The following is a 23,019-nucleotide window of genomic DNA, read 5'->3' as shown; positions in this document are numbered from 1 at the left end:
TCGGACAGCGCATTGTGCCATCCGAGCCGCTGCCGTATCCTCGCAGTGGGCAACGTCGCTCGGGCCGCTGGGTGACCGCGCGAGACGCCCGTTGGAGATGTTCAGATGAGCGATCGGGCGCTGACCCTGACGGGTGGCGAGGTCTACGATCCTGAGAGCGGCGTTCGGGGCCGCCTCAACGTCAGCGTTGACGGCGACCGTATCTCGGCCCTCGCCCCGCGCTTTGAGAGCGGTCGACTGGTCGACGTGCGCGGCTGCCTCGTCGTGCCGGGCCTGGTCGACCTGCACAGCCACGTCTTCGAGGGGATCGGCGAGGGCATCAACGCCGACGCGGCCGGATTGCAGCGCGGCACGACGACGACTGTGGACGGCGGGAGCGCCGGCGCTCGGACGTTCGGCGGCTTCAGAACCATCACCGGGCAGTATCGGTCGCGGACGCTCGCCTGGCTGAATCTCAGCTCGATAGGCCAGGTGGATCTGCGGGTCGGCGAACTGATGGCGGCCCAGTGGCTCGACGTGGACGCAGCGGTCGCCACCGCCGAGGCCAACCGCGACTCGATCGTCGGGTTCAAGGCGCGCCTCAGCACCTACGTCTGCGGCGGGAGCGCCCTGCCGGCCCTGCGCGCCGTCCTGGCCGCCGGTGAACGCGCCGGGCTGCCGATCATGGTGCACATCGGCGACTCCGGCGAGCCCCTGAGCGAGTTGCTGCCGCTGTTGCGCCCTGGCGACGTCGTCACCCACACCTTGACCGGACGGAAGAACGGCATCCTTGGCCCAGATGGAACGATCCTGCCAGCCGTCCGCGAGGCCCGCGCACGCGGCGTCCTCTTCGACGCGGCGCGTGGCCGCAATCACATCTCGTTCCCGGTGATGCAGGCGGCTGTCGAGCAGGCCTTTCTGCCCGACTCACTCGCCACCGACATCACGCTGACGACGGGCGCTGACCCCACCTACGGGCTGCCGCTGGTGATGACGCACCTGCTGTCGTTCGGCGTGCCCCTGGACGAGATCATCCCGATGGTGACGCTGAACCCGGCCCGGGCGATCCGCCGCGACGACCTCGGGCGGCTGCAGCGCGGCAACATCGGCGACGCCACCGTGCTGCGCGTCGAGGAAGGCACGTACGCGCTGGTCGACGTTGACGGGCGCTCGCGGCAGGCCGACCGTCGAGTAGTCGCCGTGGGCGTGGTGCGGGCCGGCCAGTGGATACCGGCCGCCTGAGGACGAGTGAATCTGAGATCAGCCTGTCTGGAGCAGTGCGATGAAGACCTTGCGCGGCATTCTGCCCGTGCTCTCGACGCCGTTCGACGCCAGTGGCGAGATCGTCGAGTCTGAAGTTCGGGCGCTCGTCAACTGGGTGATCGAACAGGGCGCTCACGGCATCTCCGCCGTGGGCGAGGCCAGCGAGTCCACGCGGATGATCCGCGAGGAGCGGCTGCGGCTGGCCGAGATCGTCTTCGACGAGACGGCTGGCCGCGTGCCGGTCATCGTGGGAGTGAGCGCTCCGAACGCCCGCGAGAGCGCCATCCTGGCCGAGCATGCCGCGTCGCTCGGGGCCGACGCCGTCTTCCTGATGCCGACGGCCGGCGCCTCATACGAGGAGACGCTGGCGAGCTTCCGCCGCGTGGCCGATGCGTCAGGCGTTCCGCTGATGCTCCAGGATCTCTTTGCGCCGCTGCCGGTACCGACCATCGCCAGGCTGGTCAAGGATGAGCCACGCATCCGCTACCTCAAGGAGGAGGTTCAGCTCCCGACCGTTGCCACCCTCAAGCTGAGCGAGATCCGCGCGGCGACGGGGCCCGATCTGCTCCTGCTCGGCGGGCGCGGCGGGCAGGCGTTGCTCAGCGAGCTGCAGCGCGGGGCCATCGCGTCGATGCCGTCGTGCATCGGGGTGCCCGGCCTGTGCCAGACGTTCGACGCCTGGATGGCCGGCGACGAGGCAGCCGCCCGCGCCGCGTTTGCACGAGTCGCGCCCGTGCTGCTGATGCGGGCGCAGTACAACCACCAGATCGGCAAGGCGTACCTGAAGCGCATCGGACTCTTCTCGACCACGTTCGTCCGCGAGCCGGCCGGGACGCCAGTGGATGAGATCGACCTGAACGAGCTGGTGCTGGCCATCCAGCAGGCCGAGGGCGTTCCGGCAAGCGGGAGCTAGATCAGCAGATCGGAGATAGCGACCGGGACGTCGGGGAACATGACCGGCGTCACGGTGTCGCCGCGCCGCAGCGTCGTGACCGATGCGTAGCCGGTCGGGGTCGGCTGGCGGTGCACGATCACCTCGCCGGCCGCGACGTTGATGATCCAGTACTCGACGATGCCGGCAGCCGCGTACATCGGCCCCTTCGTGTCGCGGTCATAGGTGAGCGTCGTGTCCGCCACCTCAACCAGCGTCAGCACATCCGAGGGCGTCGCCGTGGATCGTCCGTAGAAGTCCGGACGCGGTCGAAGCACGGCGACATCGGGCTGGGGACGCGACAATCCAGGAAGCACGATGGGATTCTGGACAGCCACCACCGCACGCCCAGCAAAGAGCCGATTGAAGCTGAAGTTTACGTGATTGGTGTGACCGACGCGGCCGTCGCCGATAGGCGGCATCGCGATCATCTCTCCATGGATCAGCTCGACGCGCTCTTCAGGGCCGAAGAAGCCCGTCTCGATGAGGTGCACGAACTCATCGACGCTGATCAGCCGGCGCGCGACCTCGACCGCCATGATGCGCCTCCCGGGTACAGGGCCGTGAGCCACTGCCGTACCGCCATTGTACCGCCGCGCGGACGACCCGGGTGGCGTTCGTCGGGAGCCCCGTGGCAGCATCCCCCTGCCATGCTGAGGTCGCTTCACTGATGCTGCCCGCCCACCGTGCCGACGACGTGCTGTCAGCGCACAGTGCCGCGTGGCTGCTCCGCTGGGCGAGAACCCAGCTCGCGCCTGGCGAGATCGAGCGGCCTGGGCCGCCGCCGGCGAGCCTGCGCACACCCAAGCCGTCCACGGTCTTCCTGACCGTCCACCATCACGGAGGGCGACGCGGCTATCGTGGCGAAGCCGACACACTCCTGGGCGCGGTGATGCGCGCCGTCAGCACCGCCGTCGCCGAGGGAGAGGCGGTCGGGCGGCTCCAGCTCGATATCGTCGCTGGCGACCCACGGCCGCTCAGCCGCCCACCACTGACTGGTTGGCCGTTCGACCCGGAGGCGCAGACTGCATGGCGGCAGTTGACCTCGTTTCAGCGCGGCATGGTCATCGCACAGGGTGCGCAGGCGTACTGGCTGGTGCCGGGCCAGTTGCTGATGCAGGGCATGGCCCGCATCACTCGTGACACGGAGCCGGCCATGCCATCTGACCTCCTGGTTGCAGCCATGCGCGGCATCGGGTGGGCCGATGACCGGTGGCTCGATCCGTCCATCGAGCTGTGGTCGTTTGAGACGCGCGCCTGGATCGAGAGCGCCGACGGACAGCGCGCCCTGGCGCTGCCACAGGGCGTCATCTCCGGCGGCGAGGCCGCGCCCACGGCCACAGGCAGGGTTATGCGCGGGGCCGCCATCGCGGCGGCGGAGTACCTGCTGCGGGTCCAGCATGACGACGGATCGTTCACCTACACCGCCGATCCGTGGCTCAGGCGGCACAGTCGCGCGGAGTACAACATCGTGCGGCACAGCGGGACGACCGCCGCACTCTACGAGGTCTTCGCAGCCAGCGGCGACGAGCGGTTTCGGGCCGCCGCCGACCACGCACTCGCGTTTCAGGCCCGCTGGTATCGAACGGGCGCGGAGCCGGGACTGCTCTACGTGCTCGACACCGACGGCAAGGGCAAGCTCGGCGCGCTCGGGCTGGGACTGCTGGCGCTGACCCGTCGCCTCGATCTCGGTCTGGATGGCAAGGAGGCGGCGCACGCGCTCGGCATCGCCCGCCAGATCGTCCGCATGCAGCTGCCGGATGGTACGTTCGAAAGCTACCTACAGATCAAGGGCACCGAGAAGCGCGGCAGCGTCTCCCTGTACTACCCCGGCGAGGCGATGCTCGGGCTGGCGCGGCTGGCCCGGCTCGGGCTGGACCCAGACGGCGCATTCCGAGACGCTGCTCACCGTGGGGCGGCCTACTTGATCGCATCCCGACAGGGCCGGGACCGTCTGCCGCCGGACGCCTGGCTGATGCAGGCGCTCGACCTGTTGTACGACGACCGCCCCCAGCCATCGTACGTCGAGCACGCCCTCGCCATCGGCCGCTCGATGCTGGCCGACCAGTTCGGCGAGGACGCCCCGCCGGCCTATGTCGGCGGGTTCGGACCGGAGCCGGTCCGATCGACCCGCACCACGGCTCGGGTCGAAGGACTGGTTGCAGGCTACCGGCTGGCCGTCAAAGCCGGCGATGACCGCGCGCCAGCCCTCCTGGCCGACACGCTGCGGACAGTCCCGCACCTGTTGCAGTTCCAGTACACCGCCGACAACACCTACTTCCTGGCGCGCCCGGACCAGGTGCTGGGGGGCGTGCGCGGCGGCCTGGACGACGCCGAGATCAGGATCGACTACCCGCAGCACTTCATCAGCGCGATGCTGGGGCTGGCCGAGCTGGCGCCGGAGTAGCGGTCGCCGACTCGTCACCCCCCGGCTCCCTCCGCTGCGCGGCGCAAATACCGACTGCGTCTCCCCCTCTCCCGGTGCGCGGGAGAGGGGGAGACGGTTGGGTGTGGCTGCGGATCACTCAGGGTTTCAAGACAGCGACCGAGACTCAGGCACGGGCCGCGACCACGTCCTTCTTGCGCTCCTCGATGACCTTCTGCGCGGCGTGCGCCGGCACTTCCTCGTAGTGCGAGAACTTCATCGTGAACATCCCGCGCCCCTGGGTCATCGACCGCAGCTCGGTGGCGTAGCGGAGCATTTCCGCCTGCGGCACCGCCGCTTCGACCGTCGTGAAGCCGCCGGCCGGGTTCATGCCCTGGACACGCGCGCGCTTCCCGTTCAGATCGCCGATGATGTCGCCGGTGAACTCGTCGGGGACGGTCACCGAGACCTGCATCACCGGTTCGAGCAGGCACGGGCGAGCATCGTCGAACGCCGCCTTGAAGCCGATCGATCCGGCCATCTTGAACGCCGCTTCTGACGAGTCAACGGGGTGGTACTTGCCGAACACCAGCGAGACCCGCACGTCCACGACCGGGCAGCCGGCCAGGTTGCCGTGCTCCATCGCCTCGCGGACGCCCTTCTCGATGGCCGGGATGAACTGCTTCGGCACCACCCCGCCCACGATCTTGTCCACGAACTCGAAGCCCGCGCCGCGCTCGGTCGGCTCGATCTCCAGGTTGCAGACGCCGTACTGCCCATGGCCGCCAGACTGACGGACGTGCCGTCCTTCGGCCTTCGACGCCGACGTGACCGTCTCCATGTAGGCGACCTTCGGCAGCCCGATATCGACGTTCACGCCGTACTTACGGGCCAGCCGCTCGGCCGCGATCTGGATGTGTGACTCGCCCAGGCCGGACATGATCGTCTCGCCCGTCGAGTCGTCGCGATGGACCCGCAGCGTCGGGTCTTCTTCGGTGATGCGGCCCAGCGCGGTGCTGAGCTTGTCCACGTCGTTGCGGGTCTTCGGGTGGATCGACGCCGCGTAGGCCGTGTCGGGGAAGGTCAGCCGCTCCAGCGTGACCGGATTCTCGCGGACGGTCAGCGTGTCGCCCGTCGAGGCCTCCAGCTTCGGGATCACGCCGATGTCGCCCAGGCCGATGCGCTGGGTCGGCTCCTGGTTCTTGCCGCGAATGAACATCAACTGGGTGATGCGCTCGTCGCGGGCCTTGGCGCCGTTCCAGACGTGGCTGTCGCCGGCCAGCGTCCCCGAGAAGACGCGCACATAGGTGAGGCGTCCGATGTACGGGTCCGAGATCGTCTTGAAGGCCAACGCCGCCAGCCGCCCGCCGGCCGACTCAGCCTCCTGGGCGCCGACAGCCGCCGAGGGCAGCAGGCTCACGATGGCGTCGAGGATGCAGTCCAGCCCCAACTGGCGCGTGGCCGAGGCCGCCAGCACGGGGATCAGATCGCCGCTCCGGACCGAACGGGCCAGCACCGCCTGCAGCTGGTCCGCCGAGACGTCCTCACCCTCAAGATAGAGGTTGATCAGGTCGTCGTCCAGCTCGCAGATCGCCTCGACCAGCGCCTCACGGTGCGTGTCCATCACCTCGTGGGCGTCGTCCGGCACGTCAGCCGCGCCGCTCGTGCCACCCAGGTACGCCGTACGGTGGAGCAGATCGATGACGCCACGGAACGTGTTCTCATGCCCGATGGGCACGGTCAGCGGGACGACTTGCTTGCCGTAGCGCTCACGAAGCTGATCCAGGATCCGGTCGTAGTTGGAGTTCTCGCGGTCGAGCTTGTTGATGACGACCAGGCGCGGGAGGTTGCGCTCGTCCAGCGCACGCCACACCTGCTCGGTGCCGACCTGTGCGCCAGAGACGCCGTCGATCACGACGATGCCGCCATCCGCGACGCGCGCAGCCTGGACGACTTCGCCGAAGAAATCTGCGTACCCCGGCGTATCGAGCAGGTTCACCTTGCTGTTCTGCCACTCGGCCGGGGCCACGGAGAGGCTGACGGACATTCCTCGCTTGACTTCGTCGGGATCGAAGTCCGAGGTGGTGTTGCCTTCCTCAACGCTGCCAAGCCGCGTTATCGCGCCAGACCGGAAGAGCATCGCCTCGGTGAGCGATGTCTTACCGGCTCCACCGTGGGAGACGAGCGCGACGTTAAAGACGTGCTCGGCGTCATACGGCTTCATGCGTGACTCCTTCGTCAGATGGTGCGCGTACAGACGTCAAGCGCCAGCAGCCCGCGAGGCCACCTGGACGCTCGACAGATCTGGCCGGGGAAACGGTCCAACTCATGCAAGAAGGCCCGCTGGAAAAGTGGTGGTAGTATAGCTCTGGAGGCGAGCGGTGATCCCACTTAGTGACGATCCGGCCCCGAGACGGTCGTTCCCCCTCGTGACGCTAACGCTCATCGCAGTCAGTATCGTCGTCTTTCTGTATGAGCTGTCGCTGACGAGCGGCGTCGACGAGCTGTTCCGGTCGGCCGGTGTGACGCCGCTCGAGTTCGCCATTCGCACGGATGTGCCGCCAGCGGCTCCGCTCGGCGTCTTCTACACGACACTGCTGACGAGTATGTTCCTGCACGGCGGGTTCCTGCATATCGGCTCGAACATGCTGTTCCTCTGGATCTTCGGGGACAACGTCGAGGACCGGCTGGGCCACGCGAAATATCTGCTGTTCTATCTGGTCTGCGGCCTCGGCGCGAGCCTCGCCCACATCTACTTCAACTGGGGCTCGACGGTCCCGAGCGTCGGCGCGAGCGGCGCCATCGCCGGCGTGCTGGCAGGCTACATGGTGCTCTATCCGTCCGCCCGCATCCGCACGCTGCTCTTGATCGGCCCGTTCATCACGATGACCCGCGTCCCGGCCATCATCATGATCGGCTTCTGGTTCGTCACGCAGCTGGTGTCCGGACTGGCAGCCGTGGGAGCGTCTGCTCAGACGAGCGGCGTGGCGTTCTGGGCGCACGTGGGCGGGTTCGTGGTGGGTCTGCCACTGGTACTGCTGCTGCGCGGCCGGGAGCAGACCTACGCCTACGCCGCACGCTAGTTCGCCTGCGGCCCGGCCCGGCCTGCTACACTTTTCTGCTACCACACTCGAAGACAGCATCTGCTCGGCAGCAGCAGCACCAATGCCAGGTTGTGCGAAACCCGGGGGAGGAACTCACCGTGTCCGGCCATTCTAAGTGGTCTCAGATCAAGCGCCAGAAGGGCGCCGCCGACGCCAAGCGCGGCCAGCTCTTCACCAAGCTCGGGCGTGAGATCTCAGTCGCAGCACGCGACGGCGGCGGCCCCGATCCGGACGCCAATGCTCGTCTCCGTCTCGCCGTCCAACGGGCGCGCGAGGCGAACATGCCGATGGACACCATTGACCGCGCGATCAAGCGCGGCGCTGGCGGTGGAGACGCCGCCGCGCTCCAGGAGATCCTCTACGAAGGCTACGGCCCGAACGGCGCGGCCATCCTCATCGAAGCCATGACCGACAACCGCAACCGGACGGTGGCGGAGATCCGCAACGCCTTCAAGAGTGGCGGCGGCAGTCTCGGAGAGGCCGGCTGCGTGGCCTGGCTGTTCGACAACCGTGGCGTCATCAGCCTCCAGCCGAACGGCGAGGATCCGGACGAGGTCGCGCTCAAAGCCATCGACGCCGGCGCTGACGACTTTCGCGTGGACGATGACGGCATCGAGATCTACACCGAGCCGGCCAGCCTGGACAGCGTGCGGAGCGCGCTCGAACAGGACAAGCTGCAGATCGCGAATGCTGAGCTGGCGATGATCCCGAAGACCACCCTCGAGCTGCAACCGAAGGAGACCGTTACCGTCCTCAAGCTGATGGAGCGGCTCGAGGAGCTGGACGATGTACAGCGCGTCTACTCGAACGTCGAGCTCTCGGAAGAGGCGCTGAGCGAGTACGCGTAGCCTCGACGGCGCTCGGGCGGCGCGACGGTTGGGCCTCGGTCCCGATCCGCCGCTGCGAGCGCCACCTGCCGCCCGGCCCCCCGCCGGACCCGCCTGCCGCCCGGTTCGCGCGGCCCCATTTCGAACTCGGTGGAGCACAGATGGTGATGGAAGAGGTCACGCAAGAAGAGAGCACGACGCCGTACTCGGTTGACGTGACCTGGTTTGAAGAGAACCACTACTCATTCGATGACTTCGTGCAGTCGCGCATGTGCGACTCGTGTCAGGATCGCGTTGACGAAGAGGTGGAGGAGCGTTTCACGGTCCTCGACAAGAAGACGGGACGCGCCAGTTTCGAGATCCGGCGCACCCGGTACGGCTCGAACCCGGTCCGCGTGATTCATGATTGCTGCTCGAAGAAGCGCCACTACATCACGCCAGACATGCCGACGCTCGAAGCGGTCTTCCGCGTGTTCCTGGCGAACAGCAATGTACCGCTCACCCTGGCACAGGTCCGCGAGCAACTGGCCGAGTGGTGCCCTGGCGGCGGCTGCCAGTGGCTTCTGCTCCCCGCCGAGCAGCTTGAGCGGCTCATCCAGCACGACCGCTACTATGGCATCCGTCCGGCCGCCCTCGACGCCGCCGCTGCCTGATCGTTCGCGACATTGGCTCAGAGCATGGCGGACACCCGCTGTCCGCTGCGCTCCCCCGGCCGCGGGCGTGCCTCCCAACACTCCTACAGGTTTGAAGCACTATGAAGGTGGTCATCCCGCTGGCCGGCCTCGGCAAGCGTATGCGCCCACAAACGCACTCGAAGGCGAAGCCGATGATCCGGCTCGCCGGCCGCCCGATCCTCGGCCATCTCCTGGAGTGGCTCGACGGCGACCACGTGGACGAGATCATCCTGATCATCAGTCCTCACCAGACCGACGTCGAGGCGTACGCCCGCGGCGCGACGAAGCGCCCGCTCAGAATCGTGGTGCAGGATCACCCGCGCGGACAGGCCGACGCCATCGCCCGGACGGCCCCGTACGTTGACGAGCCGGTGCTGATCGTGTTCTCGGACACGCTGGCCGATGTGACGTTCGACCACCTCGCCTCGACGGATGCTGACGGCCTGATCTACGTCAAGGAGATCCCCGATCCGTCCCGCATGGGCATCATCGTGGTCGAGAACGACCGTATCGTCGACATGATCGAGAAGCCGGCCAACCCGATCAGCAAGCTGGCGACCATCGGCATGTACTACTTCAAGCCGAGCGCCGGCCTGTACGACGCCATCGAACGGGTACTGGCCGCGCCGCCGCGCCTGGGCGGCGAGTACTACCTTGCCGACGCGATCAAGCTCATGATCGACGATGGCAAGCATCTCCGCCCGCACCTGGCCACCGAGTGGGAGGACAACGGCACGCCCGAGTACACGCTCCACGCCCACCGCTGGCTGCTCGATCGGTCCGGCGGGCAGGCGTCCCCGCGCGACGGCGTGACCATCGTACCGCCGGTCTTCATTGCCGACGACGCCGTCGTCAGCGAATCGGTCATCGGGCCATACGTAACAGTCGAGTCCGGGTGCCGTGTCGAGCGATCCGTGCTCTCGGACACGATCCTGGCCCCTGGCGCCTCGGTCAAGAACCAGATCCTGGAGCGGACGCTGCTCGGAGACCGGACGGCCCTGGTGGGGACGCCGCTCTCGGCGAACCTCGGCGACGACTCCACGCTGGGGCCGCCCGACCAGGACGAGCTGCCCAGCCTGTAGAGACCGGCTCGCGCTACCCCCGGCTGACGCCGCCGTCCGGGTGCAGGCGGCGGCGGACGCTCGGGCCGACCGGCGCCGTCGGCGGCACGTTCGCGGCTGGCGTCTCCAGCGGCGACGGCCCCTCAGATGACGGCACGGGCGAGTCGTCGGCGTCGTCGTAGAGCCGCTCGCCCATCGGCTGCGGGTGCCCAGGATTAACCGACGCGAGGCTGCTGGCGCTCCGCGTCCGCCGGTCCTCCAGCATCGCGTGGTAGAAGGTCGCCATCGTGGCCATGACCGCCACCACCGGCACGCCGAACAGCGCACCCCAGACCCCGGCGAGCTTTGCGCCAGCCAGGATGCCCAGGAACACCAGCAGCGGGTGAACGCCGACCGCGCTGCTCATCACGCGGGGCGCGACGACGTTGACCACGACCGTCTGAAGCGCCACCACCAGCACCCAGACGACCAGGAAGCCGGTGGTCGACTCGAAGACGGCGATGGAGAGCGGCAACACCAGCGCCAGCGGCGGCCCCACGAACGGGATCATCATCAAGACCGTGTTGACGACCGCCGTCAGCAAGATCAGGTCGAGACCGGCCATCCACATGATGAACGCCGTCCCGAGCGAGTACAGCAACGCCTGAATCAACTGCCCTCGCAGGAACCCGGCAAAGGCGCGGTTGACGCTGTCCAGAAAGAAGACGGCATCCTCGCGCACCGTCAGCGGCATCACGGCCAGCAGCCCTCGGATGATTCGCTGCCCGTCCAGCATGATGTAGAACGAGAGCATCAACACCAGGATCAGTTGGACGATGAACGAGGCGATCCCCGTCGCCAGCGTGACGGCGTTCGCCAGGATCAACGGGCCGACGGCCTCGACGCGCCGCACCAGCTCGTCGATCTGGAGCAGGGCCGCGATGTTCGCCGTCAGGCCGCGCTCGTCCAGCAGCGCCTGTGCCTGCACGAAGTGCCCTTCCAGGAAGGCGAGGTAGGCCGGCAACTCCGAGCTGAGCTGGATGATCTGGCGCGACAGCGCCGGCACGAACCAGATGACGCCCGTGGCCCCGACGATCAGCATGCCGACGTAGGCGACGGTCACGGCGGCCGGCCGAGGCATGGTTGCGCCACGTTCGAGGAAATCCACGACCGGCTCGAGGACGAAGGCGACGATCCACGCCAGGAAGAACAGCAGGATCACGTCCGCGAACTGAGCGGCGATCTGCCAGATCAGCCCGGCCAGATACAGACTGCATATCGCCACCAGCACGATGACGAGGGCGCGAATCCACGGGTCACGGGTGCTCATCGGTCCGCCTTCGTGGCCGGCCACGCCACCCAGGTGACGGTACGCCGTCTGCCGATTCTAGCGAATCGCGCCCGTACAGGACACGATTAGCAGCCTCCCACCAGGACGGGCCACAATCCTGGCAGCGCGTGGGCCGCTCCCGCCAGCCGGGACACCCATGCCGCGCGGACCCCGGTGACTGACTGACGCGGCAGGCCGGCAGACGGCGTGCCTGGGAGCAACCGAGCATGGCGAGCGACGACGCAGCTGACAAGGCGTATCGCGCCGAGCTGCTCGCGCGCATGACGCGCAGCGGCCTGTACCTCGTGACGGACGACCGGCTGCCGGCCGACGTCCTGGTTGAGAAGCTGACGGCGGCCATTCAGGCCGGCGCGGATGTGGTGCAGTTCCGCGACAAGCGCACGGACCGCGCGGCCGTCTGGGCCGTTGGTCGGCGCGTGGCGGAGACCTGCCGTTCGTTCGGGGCGCTGTTCATCGTGAACGACGACGCCGAGCTGGCCGCCGAGGTTCAGGCCGACGGCATTCACGTCGGGCAGGAGGACGCGCCGCCATCCGACGTACGCAGGGTGGTCGGGCCGCGTCAGATCATCGGACTGTCGGTCTCGCATCTCCACGAGGCCGACGACGCAGCCGTCAACCCTGATCTGGACTACATCGGATTCGGGGCGCTGTACGGCACGCCCACCAAGCCCGACGCCGAGCCGGCCGGCCCCGACATGCTGGCCGAGGCGCGCACGAAGGTGTCGTTCCCCATCGTCGGGATCGGCGGGATCACGGCAAGGAACCTCGGCCCGGCCTTCGCGGCGGGGGCGGACAGCGTTGCCGTCGTGAGCGCAGTTTTCAGCGCACCAGATCCTGCCGCGGCCACGCGCGACCTGCTGGCAGCCATCGCCGAGGCGCGGAAGGGCAGAACCTAGTCGCAGGCGCTGCCCGTTCGTCAGACCCGGCCCGCGCTGAGCGCCGTCCAGACATCGCGAATCCACGGGACGCAGTCGCTGGACGCCAGCTCGGCCGGGTCGATCCAGCGGTACTCGTCGTGCTCCCAGTCCAGGCGCAGGCTGGACGACGCAGTGTCGAACAGGAACGGGTACACCACCCAGACCCAACCCTGCCCGGGGCGCTCCATCCGCAGCGGTTCCGGCGCGCCGACCAGGCTGATCGCGGCAGCCTCCAGGCCGGTCTCTTCCACGATCTCAGTCAATGCCTGGTCGAGCGGTGCGATGCCGTCCTCCAGGAAGCCCGTCACACAGTGCCAGCGGCCCGGCGACGATCCGACCGACTGGCTGCGCTTGAGCAGACAGATACGCCCGTCAAACCGTAGGAAGCAGGCGACGACGGATCGTTCAAGCAGCGCCACCATCTCGCCCTCCCAGCCTGCCCCAACCGACACACAGACGCTGGCCTATTCTACCGCCGCGACCGCGCTGACCAGGAGAATTGTCGTCCTGCCGGGCCGTCCGTCGCCTGACGTCACACGGCTGGGGCCGCTACACTCGCAACGCCACCATGTCACGCTACGGATTCCCAGCAGACGACTACACGCCGCACGGGTACCTCGCGAACCCGCACGCCGTCGCGCACTCCTGGAGCGATGGCGAAGGCGGCTGCCTGCGGAGCAGCCGCACGCATCTGGGTGTCGGCTGGCAGTTGCCCTGGGCGCTCCAGGCAAAGGCCAGCGCCGATCTGGTCGTGGCGCTGGAGTGCCGGGGCGAGCGCATCGTCAGTCGTGCCGACTTTTCGGCCTGCGACGTGTTCAGCCCGCACCACTCGGCGACCCTGCTGACGTTGCGCTGGCAGGCGTTCGGACGAACCTGGGACGCCTCCTACGTGCAGGTCGACGCCGACCGCCTCGGGTTGGAACTCGTGTCGTCGGCGTTGCCGGGCGAACCCGACGGGCCAGTATCCGACCCCGTGGTGCTCACGGTCGGCGTCGTCGGCTGGCGGCAGCCCGGCGGCGACAGCCCGGCGCCAGCGGTCAGGCGCGACGGGCTGCTGAGCCTGGGCGAGCCGTTCGGCGGGTGGCGGCTCGACGTTGGCGATGCGCTCGTCACGACAGCGGACGGACGCATCCTGCTCCAGCACCCAGAGACGGACGAGGATGCTGGCTGGCTCACCCTGGGCCTCACGGATCGGGCAGCCGCCGCCGCGAGCGTCCTCCTGCCGCCGGGCGACAGCATCGTGCGCGCCTCGGCAGCCCGCGTTGCGCTTCAAGCTGACGCCAACGCACCCGCGTTCGACCCGTCAGACATCGTGCAGGCAGTCGCGAGGGCGCGGCGGGCCGACGATCGGTTCTGGTCAAAGGCGGCGCGGCTGGTCGGCGACTGGCCGCACCACTGGCGGCGCGGCTGGGTCTACGACATCGAGACTACCCGCATGTGCATGATCCCTGCTGGAGGCGTCTTCACCGACGTCTGGCCGGCCTGGATGATCCAGTGGCCGCGCGCCGTGGTGGCCGAGGGCACGCTCGACGTGGCGCGCCTCGCCTACGCCGACCCGGCGCTGGCCTTGCGGGCGGCCCTCTCGCTGTTCCGCGACACCACCGCCGACAATATCCCCTGCATCTTCCAGTACGGCGAGCCCAACATGGTGGCGGCGGATGGCGGCGTCTGCGGCACCTCACCGGCCTGGTGCGTGCCGTTCTACAACCTGGAGCTGCTCTACCGGCGGACGCTCGACCGCGCGTGGCTGGCGGCGATCTACCCGCATCTCGCCCGCTATCTCTCGTGGTGGCTGCGCGAGCGCACCGACGCCGATGGCTGGGCCGTCTACAAGTGCACCTGGGAGGCCGGCGAGGACGACACGCCGCGCCTGGACCCCGAGCGGCGCGGCGACAACGTCGTCTCGGAGTACGTGCGGCCCGTCGAGCTCCAGGCCACCAAGGCGCTCTCGGCTGGGGTGCTGGCGCGGTTCGCCAGCGCCCTGGGCCAGTCGGATGAGGTTGCGCGCTGGGAACGCGTCCAGAGCGACTTTGCCGAGCGCACGGGGCAGTTGTGGGACGACGAGGCCGGCCGCTTCCGGGACTGGGATCGGCGGCGCGCCGGCTTCCTGCAGCCGGCATCCGCGGGTGAGACGAACTACTGGGGCATCGATCCCTGCCGCTACTCAGCATTGGCGTTCACGCCAGTGCTGGCGGGGCTGGCGACCGGCGCGCAAGCCCGGGCGCTCGGGCGCGAGCTTGAGGCGTACGGCGGACCGCCGTGGACCCTCTGGGCCTCGTGGAGCTACGTCGTGCTCGAAGCCGCATGTCAGCTGAGCCAGTCGGCCTGGGCCGGCACCATCGCGGCTGGCATCGTCGACCGGGTGTACCGTGAGCTGGACGCCCGCCAGATTGACGCACCATCGCACCCCACGCCCGGCGTCGCGCGGGAGTACTGGCCGCTCGACCTCGACACCTGGGCCTCCTGCGAAGGGTACGGCTGGGGCGCGAACACGGCCACGCTGCTGATGCGCCAGATCGTCGGTTTCCGCGAGGGACCACTCGAAACCGATCCGACGCCCGGCGCGCCGGGCTGGCGAGCGCCGGTGTTGCGGTTTTCGCTCGCACCCCAGTTGCCCGACGATCTGCTGGTTCCCGGCGCGGTCTACAAGGTGGTGAACCTGCCGTATCGCGGGGCGCAGCTCTCCATCGGCTACCGCGTCGAGCGAGCCGCGACGGACGCCGAGCCGGCCCAGCTCACGGCGCTGGTCGCCGCCGAGGCACCGACCTCCTGCGCGGCCGTGGTGAACGCGACGGCTGTGGCGGTACCCGCCAGGCCGGTACCCGTCGTGGCCGCCGAGCACACCTGGCCGCTCCGCAACGGGGAGGCGATCTCCATCACCCTGCAGCCCGTGCCGGCCGGCTGAGGTCTCCGTACGCGGGCGGCGCGGGCGGGGGCGGGCTGTCGAACCGGGCCGGCTCGCGGAGCAGCCAGGAGAGATCCGTGCCCGGCTCGAACATCTCTGACTCACGGCCCCGCCTGAAGAGGCGCGCCCCGGCCACGCCGTGCAGCGTCAAGACGTCGTCATGCCGACGCAGCCACGACCCCTCGCGCAGCCCGAGCACCGGCACGTCATTCTCGTCCAGGAACTCTAGCAGCCGCTGCTCGCGGGTCTCGCCCTTGTGCTCGGAGTCGGGATCGGCGTCGACGTAGTGCGGATTGATCTGGAACGGCACCAGTCCGACCGCCTCGAAGGTCGGCGGCTGTACGATGGGCATGTCGTTCGTCGTCCGCAGCGTCGGGCAGGCCATGTTCGTGCCGGCGCTCGATCCGATGAAGCGCAGCTCACCGGCCTGCACGCGCCGCCGGATTGTGGTGACGAGGTCACGCTCCCACAGCGCCTTCAGCAGCCTGAACGTGTTGCCGCCGCCGATGAACACGACGTCCGCGTCTTCGAGCGCGGCCTGTGGATCGCTCGCGCTGTGCAGCCCGACGACCGGCACCCCGATGGGCGCAAGCCGTTCCTGAACCCAGGCCGTGTAGCGCTCACGATCTGAGCCGGCGAACGGTACAAATGCAACCGTCCGCGCGCCAGCCACGAACTCGGAGATGGCGTCCAGCACGTGCTGGAACGGCTCGTAGCCGTGGACGCTGGTGCTGCTCAGGAGGAGCAGATCGATCGACATGCAGGCAGACTCCGTCTCAGGCTCGCTCGGGATTGTAGCGTTGATCCTCCAGGCTCACTTGCCACGGAATGTCCACTGTTCCCGGGTTCGCTCCGTTGAATCAGGCGACGCACCGCTTCCACGCTCCATGACCCCTCACTTCTAGGAGACCAGTTGCTATGCCGCTCACCATCGTCTCGCGGCTCGATCCACGCCGAAGTCTGCGAGCGCGAGTGGGGCTGGCCTTCGCGGCCGGCTCGCTCATCTTCGCGGTGCTGGTCAGCCTGCTGGTCGGCAACTTGATCGCCCGAAGCCTGCACCGGTTCGCGGGCGTCCGGCTTGGCGAGCTGGCGTATCAGACCGCCGACAAGCTCGACCGCCAGATGTTCGAGCGGTACAAGGATGTCAGCGTCCTGGCCGCCGTCCCTGGACTGCGAGACGGCGAGTGGACGGTGGCCGAACAGCGCGAGGTGCTGGAGAAGCTCCAGCGCAGCTACCCCGACTACGCCTGGATCGGCGTTGTTGCGCCCGATGGCACGGTGGTGGCGGGCACGGGCGGCATTCTCGAAGGCGTCAGCATGGCCCAGCGCACACCGTTCCTGAACGGGCGAACCGCACCATCCGTCGGCGACGTGCACGAGGCGATCCTGCTGGCGAGGCTGCTGCCCGAGACCAGCGACGGCGTCATGCGGCTGCTCGACATCTCCGCGCCGATCTTCGCACCGGACGGCTCGCTGCGAGGCGTCCTGGTGGCCCACCCGAGCTGGGCCTGGACCCGCGAGGTTCAGGCTTCGCTGGAGCAGTCCGCCGGCTCCGAGCATGGCATCGAGATGCTGATCCTCGGGGCAGATGGCACGGTGCTGCTCCAGCCCGACGGCTCCATGCAATCCTCAGCGCCGCTCCCGCTGGAGAGCGTCTCGGCGGCAAGACAGGGGCAAACCGGGGCTCGCATCGAATCGTGGCCCGACGGCGTCGAGTACGTCACGGGCTTTGCGCGGAGCCGGGGCTTTCAGTCGTACCCGGGCCTGGGGTGGATCGTCCTGGTTCGTCAGCGCAGCGACGTCGCACTGGCGCCCATCCAGGCGATCCAGCTTGCCATCGTCCTCGTGGCGTTCGCCCTCGGCCTGGTCTTCGCCGTGGTCGGCTGGCTGTCGGCCGCTCGCATCCTTCGGCCGCTCCGTCGGCTCGCCGTGACGGCCGAGCGGGTGCGCCTGGGCCAGCGCGATCTGCCGCTGCCCGAGGTGAACGGCCGCGACGAGTTCAGCAGCCTCGCGCGCACCGTCCACCGGATGATCGCAGAGGTGGCGGCGCACGAGACCGAGCTACGCGAGCTGAATCAATCGCTGGAGGACCGCGTTCGCGAGCGCACCCGTGAGGCCCAGTTGCTGTCGCTGGTGGCTCGGCACACCGACAACGCGGTGCTGATCACCGACGGCGCTCACAAGGTGATCTGGGCAAACGCGGGCTTCATGCGACTGACCGGTTTCAGCCTGGGCGAGGTGCTCGGGCGACGCCCCGCCGAGGTGCTGGCCGTGGCCGCCGACTCGGACCTGTCGCCGACGGTGACGCCGTTCGCGGACGGCCGGACGCCAGACGGGCAGACCGTCGAGCATGTCTGGCGCACCCGCTCGGGAGAAGAGACCTGGGTGGCCGTCGAGTACCAGACCATCCACGACGAGGACGGCGCGCTGACCAACAGCGTGCTCATCGCCCGGGACGAGACGGCCTGCCGCGCCGTCGAGGACAAGCTGCGGCATGACGCGCTGCACGACTCGTTGACGGGCCTGCCCAATCGGGCGCTGTTCTCAGACCGGCTGGCGCATGCCGTGCGCCGGATTCTCCGCGAGCCGGGCCTGCGCTTCGCCGTGCTGTTCTCGGACCTGGACGGCTTCAAGAGTGTCAACGACACGCTTGGGCACGCGATGGGCGACCGGCTCCTGATCGGGACGGCCCGCCGCCTGGAGGCGTGCCTCCGCCCCGGCGACACGGTGGCGCGGCTCGGCGGCGACGAGATGGCCGTCCTGCTGGAAGCGCCGGTCAACGTCGCCGAGGCGCGTGCCATTGCCCAGCGCATCCTGGACACGCTGGAAGAGCCGTTCGTGCTGGACGGCAACCGTGTCCAGGTCGGTGCAAGCGTCGGCATCGCCCTGTGCGACGATCCGAGTCTGAGCGCCGAGGTGATACTGCACCACGCCGATACCGCGATGTACGAGGCAAAGCGGCGAGGCAAGGGCCAGTGGGCCGTCTACGGGAGCGACGCGGCGTCGCTCGCGCGGACGGCCTGATCGTCGTGCCTGAGGCGCAGCGCCGTGCGGTGCAGGAGCTGCAGGTGCGGTCCGACCTCTGCCGTGAACGCGTCCCCGGACCAGGGCGACGCGGCCTCGGCTGCTTCCGAGTAGGCATGCGCCACTACCTCGAACAGCACCGCCAGCGCTCCGAACGGGCCGCCCAGGGTGGCGCCACAGATCGCACACTCGGGAGCGTGCTCGGTGGCCGGCGCAACGGCATCAAACCTGATGGGCATCGGCGCCCCTCCCCATGAACGGCAGACCGTAGATCATCGGTGCTCCCAGTCGCGAAACACGCCGAGCAACGTCGCTCGGACCGTTGGCCTGAGATCGTCCTCAGACAGCGCGCCGTCCAGGTCTTCGGCGACCAGATCGACAAGCTCCCGGCAGGTCAGCTCTGTATCTCGCATGTTCGCTACGGACTCCCTGGCGTCGGCGCCGACACATCAGCAGCCCGCTCAGCGGAAAGCGACATGACGCAGGGGTCCAGTCCCCACTTTGCACCAGACGTTACACCCCAAACCTGGCGATTTCCGATCATCTTGTCGTGACCCATCCTGGTTTGAGCGCTTACGCCGTTCATGAGGGCGAACTCAGCTATCCTGAACACAGCACACCGACCAGGGGGGCATGTAGGTGGCGGGGGACGTGTACCAACGCGATGATGCAACGAGAATCCCGCTGAGGACTCGCCGACTGGTCAGTCGGCGGCGCTTTCTCGGCCTGATCGGTCTGTCTGGCGGGAGCCTGCTGTTGCAGGCCTGCACCACTGCCGCTCCCGCCGCTCCGACAGCCGCGCCGACGGCTGCCCCGGCGATGCCGCCAGCCAGTCCGTCACCCGCCCTCCAGACCACGACCAGTCCGTCGCCGGGCATCGCGCCGCTGCCGTCACCCTCGGCGTCGCCCGTTGCGTCGCCATCGCCGGCCGTCTCGGCATCGCCGGCCGCCACGTCGGCGGTCGTCGCCCCGCCAGCCGTGCCCGGCGCACCACCTGCGACCGGGACGCTCCGGATCCTCTCCTGGCAAGCGCCAAACCAGTTGAATCCGTACCTGAGCAGCGGACAGGCCGATCTGCTCGCTGCCCGCTGCTGTCTGGAGCCGCTGCTGACCGTGGACAACAGCGGCCGTCTGGAACCGGTCCTGGCAGCGGACGTGCCGTCGCGTGAGAATGGTGGTCTTCCAAACAGCCGGACGGTGGTCTACCGGCTGAAGGCCGGCCTGACCTGGGCGGACGGCCAGCCGCTGACCGCCGACGACGTGGCGTTCACCTACAGCTTCATCACCAACCCCGAGACGGCGGCCACCACCACCGCTGCGTACCGTCCACTCGCCTCGGTCGAGGCGCTCGACGCGCTGACGGTCAAGCTGACGTTCCGCGAGGCCACCGGCGGCTGGTACGTCCCCTTCGTCGGCAGCACCGGCATGGTGCTCCCGAGGCACGCCTTTGCCGGATACGCCGGCGCCGCGGCCCGTACGGCCCCGTACAACCTGAAGCCGTTCGGGACCGGGCCGTACATGGTCGACAGCTTCGCGCCGGGCGACCGGCTGACGCTGGTGACCAACCCGCGCTATCGGACTCCTGGCCGGCCGGCGGTGGGCCGCGTCGAGTTGAAGGGCGGCGGCGACGCCACCACCGCCGCGCGGGCCGTGCTCCAGACCGGCGAGTTCGACTACGCCTGGAATCTCCAGGTCGAAGGCCCGGTCTTGCAGGACATCCTGCGGTCGGGGCGCGGCGAGGTGGTCACATCAGGCGGCGCTGGCGTGGAGCTGCTGCTGCTCAATCAGGCCGATCCAGGTGTCGAGCCCGATGGTGAACGGTCCTCACCGGCCACCCGCCATCCGTTCCTGACCGATCCCGTCGTCCGCAAGGCGATGGCGCTCGCCATCGACCGCCAGACGCTGGCCGACGTGCTGTACGGCAACGGGCTGGCCGGGACGGTCGCGGCCACTGTCCTGACCACGCCGACCGATCTGGCCTGGACCGGCGCCCGCGCGACGTTCGACCTGCCAGAGGCCAATCGCCTGCTGGACGGCGCAGGCTACCAGCGCGGCTCGGATAGTATTCGACGCACGCCCGGCGGCGCACGAATGGCCGTGCTGTTCTCGACCAGCGTCAACTCGCTCAGGCAGAAGGAGCAGGCCATCATCAAGGACGGCTGGCAGAAGCTCGGCATCGATACCGAGCTAAAGGCCGTCGACTCGGGCGCGTTCTTCGGGCCGGCCAGCAATCCCGACGCGGTCATCCGCTTTGAGGCCGACGTCCAGATGCTGACGGTGCCGTTCACCTCGCCGTTCCCGGCGGCGCTGATGAAGCGGTTCTACGGCAAGGATCCGGCGAAGGACTGGGCCCAGAAGTCGAATAGCTGGGCGCCGGCCAACATCGTCAAGTGGGCCGACCCTGAATACGACCGCGTCTACGACGATGTCCTGGTCGAGACGGACCCAGGGCGAGCGCGGGCGCTCTGGCAGCGCCTCGACGAGCTGGCCGTCGGGTCGGGCGTGGTCGTGCCGCTGGTGGACCGTCTCTTCGTCGGGGCGCGCGCGCCGGGCCTCAGCGGACCGGCCCCGCGCGCGTTCGACGTGGAGACCTGGAACATCGCCGAGTGGACGCTGACGCCGTAGTCCGGGCAGGCGGTCCCGGCGTTTGAAACCGCCGCCGATCCCTGGCTGTACTCATGCCGATGCCTTCGGCAGCACGAAACTGAACCTGGCCCCCTGGCCGGGCGCGCTCTCCGCCCAGACGCGTCCGCCGTGCGCCTCCACCAGTCCGTGGACGATGGCCAGGCCAAGCCCGGCCCCGCCCTGCCCGCGCACCCGCGACTTCTCGCCGCGATAGAACCGCTCGAAGATGTGCGGGAGATCCGTCGGAGCGATCCCCTCGCCGGTATCGACGACATCCACCCGCACGGCGTCCGCCTCCTCGGCCGCTTCGAGGAGGATCGAGCCATCGGACGGGGTGTGGCGGATGGCGTTCTGCACGAGATTCACCAGGATGCGCTGCACGCGGGCGTGATCCATCAGGACCGGCGGCAAGTGTCCGTCGACGTGGCCCTGCAGCCGCACCTGCTTCTCGTGGGCCTGCGGCTGGAGCGATTCGAGGGTGTCGGAGATCAGATCGTGCAGAGAGCCCGGCTCGATGTTGAGCGTCAGCACGCCGGCGTCGAGCCGCGACAGCTCGAAGAGGTCGTCGATCAGGCCGTTCAGCCGCTGCACCTCGCCCAGCACGGTGTGCAGGTAGCGTTGAGTCGTTTCGGCATCCGTGACCACGCCATCGTTGAGGGCCTCCACCATGACCCTGATCGAGGCCAGCGGCGTGCGCAGATCGTGCGAGATCGCGGCGAACAGGTGGCGGCGGGCATCCTCCATCTCACGACGGCGGCGATCCGCGGATTCGAGCTGCTCGGCCATCCGGTTGAAGTCATGTCCGAGGGCGATCAGTTCGTCGGGTCCGGACGGCTGCACGCGAATGCCCGCCGATCCGCCGGCCACCTGACGTGCAGCGACCCCGATCCGCCCGACTGCGCGGCGCACATCCTCGGCTGTCCAGCTTGCGAATGCGACGGCAACCACCGCTGCGAACGCCAGCAGCAGGCCCAGCAAGCCGAGATCGTGCGGCGAGATGAACATCAGCACGGCAGTCACCACGATGTTGACAAACGCGATGCCGAGTACCAGCAACTGCGCCAGCAGCAGGCGGGCACGCAGGCCGCCCAGGCCAACCCGTGGCGCGAGCGTCATGGCGGCCACGCCGATCAACAGCGAACCGGTCCCGGACGCCGCAAGGCAGATCATCAGGTCGCGCAGGTCCGAGCCGGGCATCCCCATCACGCCTTTGCTCAGGAGGGCCGCCCCGACGATGCCACTCGCCAACGCCAGCAGCGGCGTGCGATAGGCCGCCAGCAGGCCGCCGACGCGCCCGCTCACGGCTGCGGCTCGACCTTGTAGCCGACGCCCCAGACGGTCTTCACGTAGCGCGGGCGCACCGGGTTCGGCTCGATCTTCTCACGCAGGCGGCGGATGTGGACCGTGACGGTGCTCGGGTCGCCGTACCACTCGAAGTCCCAGACGTTGTCCAGCAGCTGCTCGCGGCTGAAGACCTGCCCCGGGCTTTTCGCCAGGAAGTAGAGCAGGTCGAACTCCTTGGCGGTGAGATGGACGACCTGGCCGTCCCGCTCGACGACCCTGCCGCCCGGGTTGATCCGCAGACCGCCGAGCCGCAGGGCGTCGCCGGGCAGCGTGAGGGCGACGGCCTGGCTGCGGCGCAACACGGCCTTGACCCGCGCGATCAGCTCGCCGGGGCTGAACGGCTTGGTCAGGTAGTCGTCCGCGCCGATGCCCAGGCCCAGGATCTTGTCGCTCTCCTCGCCCTTGGCCGTCAGCATGATGATCGGGACGCTGGTTTCGGCCCGCAACTGGCGGCAGACCTCCAGCCCGTCGATCTCCGGCAGCATCAGATCCAGCACCACGAGATCGGGCGCCGACTGGCGGGCCAGCCGCAGCGCCGTCCGTCCGTCGGCGGCAGCGTCCACCTGGAACCCCTCACGGAGCAGGTACCGCTGCACGACCTCGGTGACGATTGCCTCGTCATCGACCACGAGGATTCGCTCGCCGCTCATGGCTCCTCTTTCCGCGGATG

Annotated in this window: 20 protein-coding genes; 11 read left to right on the top strand and 9 right to left on the bottom strand. The window is 68.8% G+C overall.

All coding sequences use genetic code 11. The features are described 5' to 3' along the window. Positions 1-105: 105 nt before the first annotated feature. Together IT306_03900 and IT306_03895 are read left to right on the top strand one after the other, a co-directional pair. On the top strand, positions 106-1,221 hold the full coding sequence (locus IT306_03900) for an amidohydrolase family protein (GenBank protein ID MCC7367539.1): 1,116 nt from the start codon (positions 106-108) through the stop codon (positions 1,219-1,221). 40 nt (positions 1,222-1,261) lie between these two features. Continuing rightward, complete coding sequence (locus tag IT306_03895) at positions 1,262-2,155, top strand: dihydrodipicolinate synthase family protein (protein MCC7367538.1); 894 nt, start codon at positions 1,262-1,264, stop codon at positions 2,153-2,155. Here the strand turns inward: IT306_03895 and IT306_03890 are convergent. Beyond that, positions 2,152-2,712 (bottom strand): Uma2 family endonuclease, encoded by a 561-nt coding sequence (locus IT306_03890; GenBank protein MCC7367537.1) that lies wholly within the window; start codon positions 2,710-2,712, stop codon positions 2,152-2,154. The two genes, IT306_03895 and IT306_03890, sit on opposite strands and share 4 nt — an antisense overlap. 131 nt (positions 2,713-2,843) lie before the next feature. Here IT306_03890 and IT306_03885 point away from each other — a divergent pair, with 131 nt between their 5' ends. Beyond that, entirely contained in the window at positions 2,844-4,580 is a 1,737-nt protein-coding gene (locus tag IT306_03885; GenBank protein ID MCC7367536.1) for a hypothetical protein, read from the top strand. A gap of 145 nt (positions 4,581-4,725) precedes the next feature. Here IT306_03885 and fusA read toward each other — a convergent pair whose 3' ends face one another. Then, positions 4,726-6,762: an elongation factor G gene (fusA, locus tag IT306_03880; protein MCC7367535.1), complete on the bottom strand. Its 2,037-nt coding sequence runs from the start codon at positions 6,760-6,762 to the stop codon at positions 4,726-4,728. A 157-nt stretch (positions 6,763-6,919) separates the two neighbouring features. On the opposite strand from fusA, the gene IT306_03875 reads away from it, so the two are divergent. The 4 genes from IT306_03875 to IT306_03860 all read left to right on the top strand — a co-directional run bounded on the left by IT306_03875 (position 6,920) and on the right by IT306_03860 (position 10,225). After that, positions 6,920-7,621, top strand: a complete 702-nt coding sequence (locus IT306_03875) for a rhomboid family intramembrane serine protease (protein MCC7367534.1) — start codon at positions 6,920-6,922, stop codon at positions 7,619-7,621. A 119-nt stretch (positions 7,622-7,740) separates the two neighbouring features. Next, positions 7,741-8,490, top strand: a complete 750-nt coding sequence (locus tag IT306_03870) for a YebC/PmpR family DNA-binding transcriptional regulator (GenBank protein ID MCC7367533.1) — start codon at positions 7,741-7,743, stop codon at positions 8,488-8,490. Positions 8,491-8,630: 140 nt separating this feature from the next. Beyond that, positions 8,631-9,122 (top strand): hypothetical protein, encoded by a 492-nt coding sequence (locus IT306_03865; GenBank protein ID MCC7367532.1) that lies wholly within the window; start codon positions 8,631-8,633, stop codon positions 9,120-9,122. Between the two features lie 101 nt (positions 9,123-9,223). Continuing rightward, positions 9,224-10,225 (top strand): NTP transferase domain-containing protein, encoded by a 1,002-nt coding sequence (locus IT306_03860; GenBank protein ID MCC7367531.1) that lies wholly within the window; start codon positions 9,224-9,226, stop codon positions 10,223-10,225. A gap of 13 nt (positions 10,226-10,238) precedes the next feature. Here IT306_03860 and IT306_03855 read toward each other — a convergent pair whose 3' ends face one another. Then, positions 10,239-11,513 carry an AI-2E family transporter gene (locus IT306_03855; GenBank protein ID MCC7367530.1) on the bottom strand — a complete coding sequence of 425 codons (1,275 nt, stop codon included), beginning with the start codon at positions 11,511-11,513 and terminating at the stop codon, positions 10,239-10,241. A gap of 227 nt (positions 11,514-11,740) precedes the next feature. Between IT306_03855 and thiE the strand changes: the two genes are divergently transcribed. Then, positions 11,741-12,430, top strand: a complete 690-nt coding sequence (gene thiE, locus IT306_03850; GenBank protein ID MCC7367529.1) for a thiamine phosphate synthase — start codon at positions 11,741-11,743, stop codon at positions 12,428-12,430. A gap of 20 nt (positions 12,431-12,450) precedes the next feature. Here the strand turns inward: thiE and IT306_03845 are convergent, their stop codons facing one another. After that, positions 12,451-12,873 (bottom strand): NUDIX domain-containing protein, encoded by a 423-nt coding sequence (locus tag IT306_03845; GenBank protein MCC7367528.1) that lies wholly within the window; start codon positions 12,871-12,873, stop codon positions 12,451-12,453. Between the two features lie 146 nt (positions 12,874-13,019). Here IT306_03845 and IT306_03840 point away from each other — a divergent pair, with 146 nt between their 5' ends. Then, positions 13,020-15,356 (top strand): hypothetical protein, encoded by a 2,337-nt coding sequence (locus IT306_03840; protein MCC7367527.1) that lies wholly within the window; start codon positions 13,020-13,022, stop codon positions 15,354-15,356. Here the strand turns inward: IT306_03840 and pepE are convergent. Further along, positions 15,328-16,110 (bottom strand): dipeptidase PepE, encoded by a 783-nt coding sequence (gene pepE, locus IT306_03835; GenBank protein MCC7367526.1) that lies wholly within the window; start codon positions 16,108-16,110, stop codon positions 15,328-15,330. The two genes, IT306_03840 and pepE, sit on opposite strands and share 29 nt — an antisense overlap. 164 nt (positions 16,111-16,274) lie before the next feature. Here pepE and IT306_03830 point away from each other — a divergent pair, with 164 nt between their 5' ends. Continuing rightward, a complete protein-coding gene (locus IT306_03830) occupies positions 16,275-18,380 on the top strand; it encodes a diguanylate cyclase (protein MCC7367525.1) in 2,106 nt (701 codons plus the stop codon). Here IT306_03830 and IT306_03825 read toward each other — a convergent pair. Together IT306_03825 and IT306_03820 are read right to left on the bottom strand one after the other, a co-directional pair. Further along, a complete protein-coding gene (locus tag IT306_03825) occupies positions 18,341-18,619 on the bottom strand; it encodes a hypothetical protein (GenBank protein ID MCC7367524.1) in 279 nt (92 codons plus the stop codon). The two genes, IT306_03830 and IT306_03825, sit on opposite strands and share 40 nt — an antisense overlap. Before the next feature lie 33 nt (positions 18,620-18,652). Further along, positions 18,653-18,793, bottom strand: coding sequence for a hypothetical protein (locus tag IT306_03820; protein ID MCC7367523.1), 141 nt, complete (start codon positions 18,791-18,793; stop codon positions 18,653-18,655). Between the two features lie 238 nt (positions 18,794-19,031). Here IT306_03820 and IT306_03815 point away from each other — a divergent pair, with 238 nt between their 5' ends. Further along, positions 19,032-21,005, top strand: coding sequence for a peptide ABC transporter substrate-binding protein (locus tag IT306_03815; protein ID MCC7367522.1), 1,974 nt, complete (start codon positions 19,032-19,034; stop codon positions 21,003-21,005). 51 nt (positions 21,006-21,056) lie between these two features. Here IT306_03815 and IT306_03810 read toward each other — a convergent pair whose 3' ends face one another. Both IT306_03810 and IT306_03805 read right to left on the bottom strand, forming a co-directional pair. After that, positions 21,057-22,307 (bottom strand): HAMP domain-containing histidine kinase, encoded by a 1,251-nt coding sequence (locus tag IT306_03810; protein MCC7367521.1) that lies wholly within the window; start codon positions 22,305-22,307, stop codon positions 21,057-21,059. Further along, positions 22,304-22,999 (bottom strand): response regulator transcription factor, encoded by a 696-nt coding sequence (locus tag IT306_03805; GenBank protein MCC7367520.1) that lies wholly within the window; start codon positions 22,997-22,999, stop codon positions 22,304-22,306. The genes IT306_03810 and IT306_03805 overlap by 4 nt, the downstream gene beginning before the upstream one ends. Positions 23,000-23,019: the final 20 nt, after the last annotated feature.

Source organism: Chloroflexota bacterium, from assembly GCA_020850535.1.
Taxonomy (GTDB): domain Bacteria; phylum Chloroflexota; class UBA6077; order UBA6077; family JACCZL01; genus JADZEM01.
Note: the sequence above shows the minus strand (reverse complement) of the source record. Positions and strands in the feature narration are given on the sequence as shown.